This is a genomic window from Pseudomonas sp. A-R-19 (assembly GCF_019956575.1).
Lineage (GTDB): Bacteria > Pseudomonadota > Gammaproteobacteria > Pseudomonadales > Pseudomonadaceae > Aquipseudomonas.
Genome location: NZ_JAHBDR010000017.1, coordinates 1 through 2995, shown reverse-complemented (window position 1 = coordinate 2995; position 2995 = coordinate 1). Strand labels below are relative to the sequence as shown.

At 59.2% G+C, this 2995-nt stretch carries 4 protein-coding genes; all 4 read left to right on the top strand.

From position 1 onward, the window contains the following. The first annotated feature begins 79 nt into the window (after window positions 1-79). The 4 genes from KGA88_RS01120 to KGA88_RS01105 all read left to right on the top strand — a co-directional run bounded on the left by KGA88_RS01120 (window position 80) and on the right by KGA88_RS01105 (window position 2661). On the top strand, window positions 80-469 hold the full coding sequence (locus tag KGA88_RS01120; protein ID WP_110662601.1) for a carboxymuconolactone decarboxylase family protein: 390 nt from the start codon (window positions 80-82) through the stop codon (window positions 467-469). 58 nt (window positions 470-527) lie between these two features. Further along, window positions 528-1280 carry a GntR family transcriptional regulator gene (locus tag KGA88_RS01115; RefSeq protein WP_110662602.1) on the top strand — a complete coding sequence of 251 codons (753 nt, stop codon included), beginning with the start codon at window positions 528-530 and terminating at the stop codon, window positions 1278-1280. 1 nt (window position 1281) lies between these two features. Continuing rightward, on the top strand, window positions 1282-1845 hold the full coding sequence (locus KGA88_RS01110) for an NUDIX hydrolase (protein WP_110662603.1): 564 nt from the start codon (window positions 1282-1284) through the stop codon (window positions 1843-1845). A gap of 579 nt (window positions 1846-2424) precedes the next feature. Beyond that, complete coding sequence (locus tag KGA88_RS01105) at window positions 2425-2661, top strand: hypothetical protein (protein WP_223588313.1); 237 nt, start codon at window positions 2425-2427, stop codon at window positions 2659-2661. Window positions 2662-2995 lie beyond the last annotated feature (334 nt).

Below are 2995 nucleotides of genomic sequence, written 5' to 3'. Positions count from 1 at the left end.
CTGCAAGTACGCCATCGCCAGCAAGCCGGCTCCTACAGATCGACGTCGAGATCCAAATCCCCCACGGGAGAGCAGCAAAATGAACAACGATAAATATGAAAAAGGCCTGAAGATCCGCACCCAGGTGCTGGGCGAAGCCTACGTCAACCGCTCCATCGAAAACGCCGACGACTTCACCCGGCCACTGCAAGAGATGGTCACCGAATATTGTTGGGGTCATGTCTGGGGTCGTGAGGGTTTGTCGCTCAAGGAGCGCAGCATGATCAACCTGGCGATGATCTCGGCCCTCAACCGCCCCCATGAACTCAAGCTGCATGTGCGCGGCGCCTTGCGTAACGGCCTGAGTCGTGAGCAAATACGCGAAATTCTGCTTCAAGTCGGCATATATTGCGGTGTTCCCGCTGCCGTGGACAGTTTCCGGCTCGCCCGAGAAGCCTTCGCCGAAGCCGATGCCGAGGCCTCCAGTTAACCCCTCGGCTGTTTAAATGCCCGTCTGGCATGGACAGCCAACCTAAAGAGCGGACCCCATGAAACGCCTGCCACTCGACGACAGCTTCAAGGTCAATCGCAACCCCGTTACCCTGCGCGAAATCGTGCTGGATAAACTGCGAAGCGCCATCATGAACTTCCAGCTCCTGCCGGGAGACCGTCTGGTCGAACGCGATCTGTGCGATCGCCTGGGCGTCAGCCGTACTTCCGTGCGCGAAGCCTTGCGTCACCTGGAATCCGAAGGCCTGGTGGAATTCGCCGATGCCAAGGGCCCGCGTGTCGCGATCATCACCCTGGCCGATGCCGTGGACATCTACGAGCTGCGCTGCGTGCTCGAAGGGCTGATCGTGCAACTGTTCACCCTGCGCGCCAAGGCCAAGGACATCAAGGCCCTGGAAAAAGCCCTCGAAGAAAACCGCAAGGCGCTCAAAGACGGCGAGCTGCAACAGGTCATCGACTCGGTGCAGGGTTTCTACGACGTGCTGCTCGAAGGTTCGGGCAACCATGTCGCGGCCACTCAGTTGCGCCAGTTGCAGGCACGCATCAGCTACCTGCGCGCGACTTCGGTGTCCCAGGAAAACCGTCGCGGCGCCAGCAACCAGGAAATGGAACGCATGGTCGAGGCGATCAAGGGCGGTGATCCGCTGCTCGCCCACCAGGCGTGCGTCGACCACGTGCGTGCAGCCGCAGCCGTGGCCCTGGACTACCTCAAGCGCAAGCAGGAAGAAACCGGCGACATCCCGGCGATCACCCAGCCCATCGCGCTGAAAGAACCGCGCATAGGTCGCTGACATGTTCAGCCCGAGCTTTTGCCCCAAGTGCGGCAGCGCTGATCTCGGTCAGCGGGTGCCGCCGGGCGATACGCACGAGCGCCTGATGTGCCGCGGCTGCGGCTACATCCACTACGTCAATCCGAAGATCATTGCCGGCTGCATCATCGAGCAGGACGGCAAGTACCTGTTGTGCCAACGCGCCATCCCGCCCCGCCCCGGCACCTGGACCCTGCCGGCGGGCTTCATGGAAAGCGGCGAGACCACCGAGCAGGCGGCCTTGCGCGAGGTCTGGGAAGAAAGCGGCGTGCGCGCGGAAATCGTCTCGCCCTATTCGATCTTCAGCGTGCCGCAGATCAGCGAGGTGTACATCATCTTTCGCGCCATCGCGCTGGAGATCACCGGGCAGTACGGCCCGGAAACCCTCGACTACAAGTTCTTCGCGCCTGAGGAGATTCCCTGGGAGAGCATTTATTACCCGGCGATTCGGCAGATTCTTGAGCGTTATATCGAGGAGCGGCAGGCTGGGGTTTATGGCATTTACATGGGTAATGACGACAGCGGGAAGATTCACTTTATTCGTTGATCTGTTTTCTGTTGTTCGAATTTTGGTAACCGGCTCCCCTGTAGGAGCGAGCCTGCTCGCGAAGGTTTGTCGTTCGACGCTGGCTTTCGGGTGTACATATCCATTCCTGCGGTAACGGCCGCTTATGGTTCCGCTCTTACAGCGGGTCACTTTGAAAAGCCCAAAGTAACCAAAGGCTCTTGCCCCTTTCGTTCGGTGCCTCGCCTAGGCTCGGCATGCCCTCGCTCCGGTCCTGCTCCGTGGGCCCGCCGCCATCGGCCATCCATGGCCGGGGGCGGCTAACCCGGCATCCATGCCGGGTTGCCCACTGCGCAGAACCTCCACTCGGCCTCTCGATGGGGCAAGAAGATCAAAAGCCAAAGCGAGGCGGCCTGCCGGCCGGCCTGATCGTGAGGCTCTACACCCTCCCTGTAGGAGCTGGCTTGCCGGCGATGGCGCCACCCCAGCCAACCCTGCGGCACCTGACACACCGCCATCGCCGGCAAGCCGGGCTCCTACAGAGATTGAGTACATCTGAGAGGGATTGGTTGGCTTGCAGGCCGCCATCGCTAGCAAGCCAGCTCCTACAGTTTGATTTGCGTGTATCTGCGAGGGATTGGTTGGCTGGCAGGCCGTCATCGCTGGCAAGCCAGCTCCTACAGAAAAGCAAAAAGCAAAAAGCAAAAAGCAAAAAGCAAAAAGCAAAAAGCAAAAAGCAAAAAGCAAAAAGCAAAAAGCAAAAAGCAAAAAGCAAAAAGCAAAAAGCAAAAAGCAAAAAGCAAAAAGCAAAAGCGGCGTACACCCATGCTCTTCACCACTCATCAGGCCGAGCGTTAGCTCGCCTGCAGCTCTTGATCTTGATCCACCCGCCCCCTCGGGAGGCTGAGCGGAGGTGTTCATCCGGGGATGGGCGCGCAGCGCCGTTCGACGCAGTCGAACTCATCGCATGTAGGTGCCAGCGAAGCCAACCGGAGGGCGATGCCCCCGGATGAATGCCGGAGCGAAGGAACCCCGAGCCTAAGCGAGGGGCCGGACGCAAGGGGCGTGAAGGGATCAACCACATAGGTAACAGAAGAGTTCAGTCACATAGGTAACACCAGGTCACTTACTTCTGATCACCTTTAACGTCACATAATCTTCCTTTGCATCCTTTTCATCGATGCGACCTAAC